Origin of the sequence: Flavicella sp., from assembly GCF_029238425.1 — a bacterium.
In the GTDB taxonomy this organism is placed as follows: Bacteria; Bacteroidota; Bacteroidia; order Flavobacteriales; family Flavobacteriaceae; genus Flavicella.
In genome coordinates this window covers 1-6,156 of sequence record NZ_JAQWGB010000100.1, presented here as the reverse complement: position 1 = coordinate 6,156, position 6,156 = coordinate 1, and the positions used below count along the sequence as shown (strand labels likewise).

At 34.5% G+C, this 6,156-nt stretch carries 5 protein-coding genes and 1 pseudogene; 4 read left to right on the top strand and 2 right to left on the bottom strand.

The features are described 5' to 3' along the window. Nucleotides 1-80: 80 nt before the first annotated feature. Nucleotides 81-641, top strand: coding sequence for a crossover junction endodeoxyribonuclease RuvC (gene ruvC / locus P8H68_RS07330; RefSeq protein ID WP_300322954.1), 561 nt, complete (start codon nt 81-83; stop codon nt 639-641). Between the two features lie 684 nt (nt 642-1,325). Here the strand turns inward: ruvC and P8H68_RS07325 are convergent. After that, complete coding sequence (locus P8H68_RS07325; protein WP_300322953.1) at nt 1,326-2,201, bottom strand: DMT family transporter; 876 nt, start codon at nt 2,199-2,201, stop codon at nt 1,326-1,328. A gap of 89 nt (nt 2,202-2,290) precedes the next feature. On the opposite strand from P8H68_RS07325, the gene P8H68_RS07320 reads away from it, so the two are divergent. From P8H68_RS07320 to aroC, 3 genes are all read left to right on the top strand, one after another. Continuing rightward, nucleotides 2,291-3,109 (top strand): heavy-metal-associated domain-containing protein, encoded by an 819-nt coding sequence (locus P8H68_RS07320; protein WP_300322951.1) that lies wholly within the window; start codon nt 2,291-2,293, stop codon nt 3,107-3,109. A gap of 601 nt (nt 3,110-3,710) precedes the next feature. After that, entirely contained in the window at nt 3,711-4,742 is a 1,032-nt protein-coding gene (locus P8H68_RS07315; RefSeq protein ID WP_300322949.1) for a COX15/CtaA family protein, read from the top strand. 92 nt (nt 4,743-4,834) lie between these two features. Beyond that, nucleotides 4,835-5,896 (top strand): chorismate synthase, encoded by a 1,062-nt coding sequence (aroC, locus tag P8H68_RS07310; protein WP_300322947.1) that lies wholly within the window; start codon nt 4,835-4,837, stop codon nt 5,894-5,896. On the opposite strand, the pseudogene P8H68_RS07305 reads toward aroC, so the two are convergent. After that, nucleotides 5,893-6,156: pseudogene (locus P8H68_RS07305) on the bottom strand (hypothetical protein); the annotation flags it as partial. The gene aroC and the pseudogene P8H68_RS07305 overlap by 4 nt on opposite strands.

The following is a 6,156-nucleotide window of genomic DNA, read 5'->3' as shown; positions in this document are numbered from 1 at the left end:
TTTATATCTTCGTTCTAAGTTACAAAGAAAACTGAAAAATTGTTTATATGTGACTTTTAGAATAAAAAATACATAACAATTTGAGTGCAGAAAGAATTATTTTAGGGATTGATCCAGGAACTACTATTATGGGGTTTGGTTTGATTCGGGTGGTGAAGAAAAAAATGGAGTTTATTCAAATGAACGAATTGCTGCTTCAAAAATATGATGATCCCTACACGAAACTAAAATTAATTTTTGAAAGAACCATTCAATTGATTGATACCTATCATCCAGACGAGATTGCGATTGAGGCCCCTTTCTTTGGGAAAAACGTACAGTCTATGTTGAAATTAGGAAGAGCACAAGGAGTTGCCATGGCGGCAGGATTGTCTAGAGAGATTCCTGTAACCGAATATTTGCCTAAAAAAATAAAAATGGCTATAACGGGGAATGGTAATGCCAGTAAAGAGCAAGTTGCCTTGATGTTAAAAAGTACTTTGAATTTAAAAAGTTTACCAAAAAATTTGGATGCTACAGATGGTTTGGCTGCCGCGGTTTGTCATTATTACAACAGTGGAGTTAAAGTTGGAGGGAAAAATTACAGCGGTTGGGCTTCTTTTGTAAAAGAGAATGAAGGCAAAGTAAATAAATCGAAGTAGGGAAATTAGGTATTAGCTATTTAGGAATTTTTTTATTAATAATGTAATTATTAAAAAAAATAGACAGCCGGTTGTCACTTCGAGTGAAATTATGAATGAAATGAATAATTTAGTATCGAGAAGTTTTTAGACTTAAATTTACATAGTTTTGGATACACCTCTCCTTCGTCTAAGCATGGTCATTGAGCGGACACTGAGCCTGTAGAAGTTGTCATGTGAAGAATTTAAAATTTCGCAACGATAATAAATACCCTTCGACAGGCTCAGGGTCCGGTATTCGGAGGCTGAACTTGTCGAAGTCTCGTGTTAGAAATTAAAACTCGAAAACTAATATAAATACCCCTCGAAGTGCTTGTAGAAGTGCGTTCACTGACAGAGCCGGGAGGTTGAGATGATAGAAGACGAAAACTAAGACTAAGACAAAAAAGATAGTAAAAAGCAAAGTCAAAGTCATCGTCAAGGTGAACAACTAATTGTAACTTCGAGTGAAATTATGAGTGAAATAAATAATTTAGTATCGAGAAGTTTTTAGGCTTAAATCTACATTGTTCTCATGACACTTCTCCTTCGTATAAGCATGGTCACTGAGTGGTCACTGAAGCCCTCGAAGTGCCTGTCGAAATGTGGTACTGACAAATTCATAAGACTGAGCCTATTGAAGTCTCGGTTACCAAAATTAGAGTGTCATTTTGTAGACTTCTTTTTTTGTGCAATTACTACTCCCCAAATAATTAAACCAGCAGCTAAGCATTGTGTCCATCCCAATTTCTCGCCATCAAAAACTCCCCAGGCAACTGCTACTAAGGTGATCAAATAAGATACCGAGGCAGAAAAAACAGGACTTGAGATTTGTATCAGTTTATTGAAAAGCAACATAGCCATACTGGTTCCTATCGCAGCCAAAATAATTACATAGCCCAAAGAAGTGTAGTTGATTTTTTCTGTGAGGTCTCTTTCAAAAAAACCTGAGAAGGAAAGTACTATAATTGCAAAAGGTATTAATAAAGTAAAAGTGGCTGATGTGATGCTTACCGTGTCTAAATCTTTAAATTTCTTTTTAAGGTAATTTACGCTAAAAGCATAGCCCGTTGCTGCAATAAAAATGAGGAATGCATACAAATGATTTTTTGTTGGGTTGGCAAGAGCGTTTTGGTATAATAGCAGTAAAGTTCCAAACAAGCCTATAAATACGCCCAAAGCTTGTTTTTTTGAAAAGCTAAAATTGAAAAAGAAAACTCCTAACACCATGGTGATTAAGGGTGTTAAAGAATTTAGCACAGCTGCTATAGAACTGTCAATTTCTGTGATGGCATACGAAAATAGAAACACGGGGAAAAAGGTTCCGAAGATCGCTACAATAAAAAGTGGTTTCCAATGCTTTTTATCGATATGTTTGAATTTTTTTATTCCAATAAAGAATAGAATAATTCCTGCAAAAATGATTCTCAACGCACCTATTTCCATAGGGCTGAATCCTAATAGTGCTTTTTTGATTAGGATAAACGAGCTACCCCAAGTTAAAGAGAGAATAAATAGGAGAAGCCATTTGAAATTTTTCATTGTATCTTTGTAATCTAAATGTAAAAGTGCGCATTTTTTTCGGATAATAATCATATTCTATCTAAATTGCGGCAGCTAAATATTCTATTATGAGAGTTATAAAAATTATTTGTTTGGGTTTGCTTGTCTCTTTTTTTACAGTTTCTTGTAAAGAAGCTTCTAAAGGAGCTAAAGAGGGGGTAGAAAAATCGATGAAGGGAGAAAACCTAAAGAAAATTGAAGTTGGAATTGAGGGGATGACTTGTCAGATAGGTTGTGCAAAAACAATTGAATCTAAGCTTTCTAAAATGGAAGGAATTAATTCAGTATCTGTTTCTTTTGAAGATAAATTAGGGAAAATCGTTTATGATGCAAATAAAATTTCCGAAGAAGAAATTACAAAAAAAATTACAGGAATTGCTGGGGGCGAAACCTATTCTGTTACTTCAGTTAAAGAAATGAAATCTGGATGTTGTTCGGCCGATTTGAAACACTGTGCCATGAAGTGCAGTAAAACTTGTACAGAAAAAGATTGTGCTAAATGTGAAGCGGTACAAGCAGAGTGTAAAACCAAGTGTGCTACAGAAAAACAGGCATGTTGTAAGGGAAAAACAGAAGTTTGCGAAAAAAAATGTACTGAGACATGTACGAAAAAAGATTGCGAAAACTGTGCAAAAGCTACGGCAGAATGTAAAATAAAATGTGCTGCTAAAGATAAAGCTTGTTGTTCAGCAGATTTGAAAGAATGCACAATGAAATGTGAAACAGGATGTACTGAAAAAGACTGTGCTAAATGTGCGTCAGTACAAAAAGAGTGCAAAACGAAATGTGCTACTGAAAAGCAATCATGTTGCGTTGCGACAGCGGAAACACAACATAAAGAATGCCAGACTAAATGCTCTAAAAAAGATTGTGCCAAGTGTGCATAAAGATTTAGTTATCTAGCATGATTTCATTGAAATTCATATTGTAAACCATCCTGATTAGGGTGGTTTTTGTTTTGTTATTCTGTAAATAATAGCCTATTTGTTTAGTACTGTTTCTTATCTAGTTTTTGGTAACGAGATCGTAGTCAGGGGTAGCTAAGTCTCCTGTCTAGTAAGGGGGACAATTAAAAAGCCATCCACGAGAACATTTCGAGGACCGCAGTGATTATAATAACTTCCTCAACATAAGATTAGTTTTCTTCTGTGATGATGCCTTATGGGCAGTTAGATATTTAGAATCAAAAAATAAATAGAATTTTAAAGGAGTAAGGTCATTGAATTTGCAGTCGAGTATCATTTCAATAAAAAAGACTAGAACTAAAAAGCTGTTTGAGAACATAGTTCGAGTTGTTTTTAGTTAGACTTTTGAATTGTAAAATGATCGACGAAAGTTCCAGACTTGATTTTTTGTTTCGTTTTGTATCAAGACAAAATGAAAATAAAAGTAAGTTGGTAATGTTTCATTAAAACTTCCACGGTTGCACTAGCAATCTAACTCTTGAATCCGTATTTTTGTAGTCGGTTAAAATTAAAATTATTTCTCTTGAAAAAACACTTTAAAACCATCGTAAAAGCAGCATTGATTTCAGTGTATGTTATTTTTATTGCAGGTTCTGTGGTTCGTATGACAGGTTCTGGAATGGGCTGTCCAGATTGGCCAAAATGTTTTGGTTATTATATACCACCTACAGATGAGGAGCAGTTGGTTTGGCATCCAGAGACGGGATATTCAGAAGGGACCATTATTATAGAAAATGAAGCACTGATAGTTGCAAAAAAAGATTTCAAAACTTCAAGTGATTTCAAAGCTGAAAACTGGGATCCCTATACAAAACACGAATATGCAATATTTAATGTTTATCATACTTGGACGGAATACATCAATCGATTAGCATCTGTACTTTCTGGATTTATATTTTTGTTTTTAATAGTGGGTGCTGTTAAGTTTTGGAAAGAAAATAAACGCATTACTCTCTATTCTTTTGGAGCTTTCTTTTTAATGTTGTTTGAGGCTTGGTTAGGGAAGACAGTAATTGATTCTGTTTTGAAGCCCTCCGTAATTACCATACATATGGTTGCTGGCTTGTTGATAATAGCGCTGCTTTTGAAAGTGCTACATATCTTGTCGGAAAAAGAAGTAGCTTCGAAACCTTTTAATAGAGTATTTCACAATTTACTAGGGATTTCTATTGTGTTATCGGTAATTCAGATTGCCTTAGGAACGCAAGTAAGGCAGTTTGTAGATGAGCAAGTAAAGTTGTTTGGTTTTGAAAACAAGCAAATGAGTCTGTACAATCCGAGTGTTAAATTTTATGTGCATCGGTCGTTTACGATTCTTATTGTACTACTTAACTTTTTCATCTATTGGAAAAATGAAACTTTGAAATTAGAGTTTAAATTACCCAAATACATTATAGCATTGTTGGTTTTTGAAGCATTGTCTGGCATCTTGATGTATTATAGTGATTTTCCATTTGGAACACAGACGGTTCATTTGTTGTCTGGAGCTTTATTGTTTGGAACGCAATTTTATCTTTTGATGCAAAATGCAAGCTTAAAATCCTTTAAATCTTAGGATTAAAGTTCTTGTGTTTCCCTAGGTTATTGAAACAGAAACCAAGGAATAAATACAAATCTTTTTTCTAACTTTGCAAAAAATTATTTTTTATGTCAAATTCTTTTGGAAAACTCTTTAAAGTAAGCACTTTTGGTGAATCACACGGACCTGCAATAGGGGGGGTAATTGATGGATGCCCTCCTGGGGTAGAATTAGACTTTGAAGCCATTCAAAAAGAATTAGATCGTAGAAAACCTGGTCAGTCAAAGATAGTAACACAAAGAAAAGAACCAGATGAGGTAGCTTTCCATTCTGGGATATTTGAAGGGAAAACAACAGGTGCATCCATTGGTTTTTTGATTCAGAATACAAATCAAAAGTCAAATGACTATTCTCATATAGCAAATACTTTTAGACCTTCTCATGCCGACTATACTTATGATAAAAAGTATGGGAATAGAGATTATAGAGGTGGTGGTAGAACTTCAGCAAGAGAAACTGCCAATTGGGTAGTAGGTGGAGCTATTGCAAAACAAGTAATTCCTCAGATAAAAATAAACGCATATACTTCTGCTATTGGAAATATCAAATTAGATACACCGTATCAAGAATTGGATTTTTCTCAGATAGAATCAAATATTGCTCGTTGTCCAGATGTTGCTAAAGCAGAAGAAATGATTGAGTATGTTTCTAAAATTAAAAAACAAGGAGATACCGTTGGAGGTGTTATTTCTTGCGTGATTCAAAATGTGCCTGTAGGATTAGGAGAACCTATCTTTAACAAACTACATGCGGCGTTAGGTCAAGCGATGTTATCAATCAATGCTGTAAAAGGTTTTGAGTATGGTAGTGGGTTTGACGGAGCAGAAATGAAAGGGAGTGATCATAATGATATCTTCAATACGGACGGCACTACAAAAACCAATATGTCTGGTGGTATTCAAGGTGGGATTAGCAACGGAATGGATATCTATTTTAAAGTTGCCTTTAAGCCAGTTGCTACTTTAATTCAAAAACAAATGACCATCGATAAAGATGGAAATGAAGTGGAAATGATGGGGAAAGGTAGACATGATCCTTGTGTGGTGCCTAGAGCTATTCCTATTGTAGAAGCGATGGCTGCGATGGTGATGACTGACTTTATGATGTTAAATCAAGCTAGTAAAATCTAGTTTTTTATTAAAAAGTCTTGTTTGCTAACATCTCTATTGATAAGGATAGATTTTGTTTGAAAGTCAATTTTGTTGTTTCCAGCAACCATTAATAAATTGGTAGGGAAAAGCAATCCTTCTATTTCAACATAATTTCCAAAAAATAGTTGTTGTAAAAAGGTAGTGCCATCTTTTTCTTGGATACTTACACCTTTTCTTTTCAAGCCAGAATCCACTGAGTAGTATACTTTTGTATTGTCGATTTTTAATACGTGACAATC

Bases quoted from the DNA above. Each gene is read 5' to 3' on its own strand.
- P8H68_RS07325 (WP_300322953.1), bottom strand. From the start codon at position 2,201: ATGAAAAATTTCAAATGGCTTCTCCTATTTATTCTCTCTTTAACTTGG.
- P8H68_RS07320 (WP_300322951.1), top strand. From the start codon at position 2,291: ATGAGAGTTATAAAAATTATTTGTTTGGGTTTGCTTGTCTCTTTTTTT.
- aroC (WP_300322947.1), top strand. From the start codon at position 4,835: ATGTCAAATTCTTTTGGAAAACTCTTTAAAGTAAGCACTTTTGGTGAA.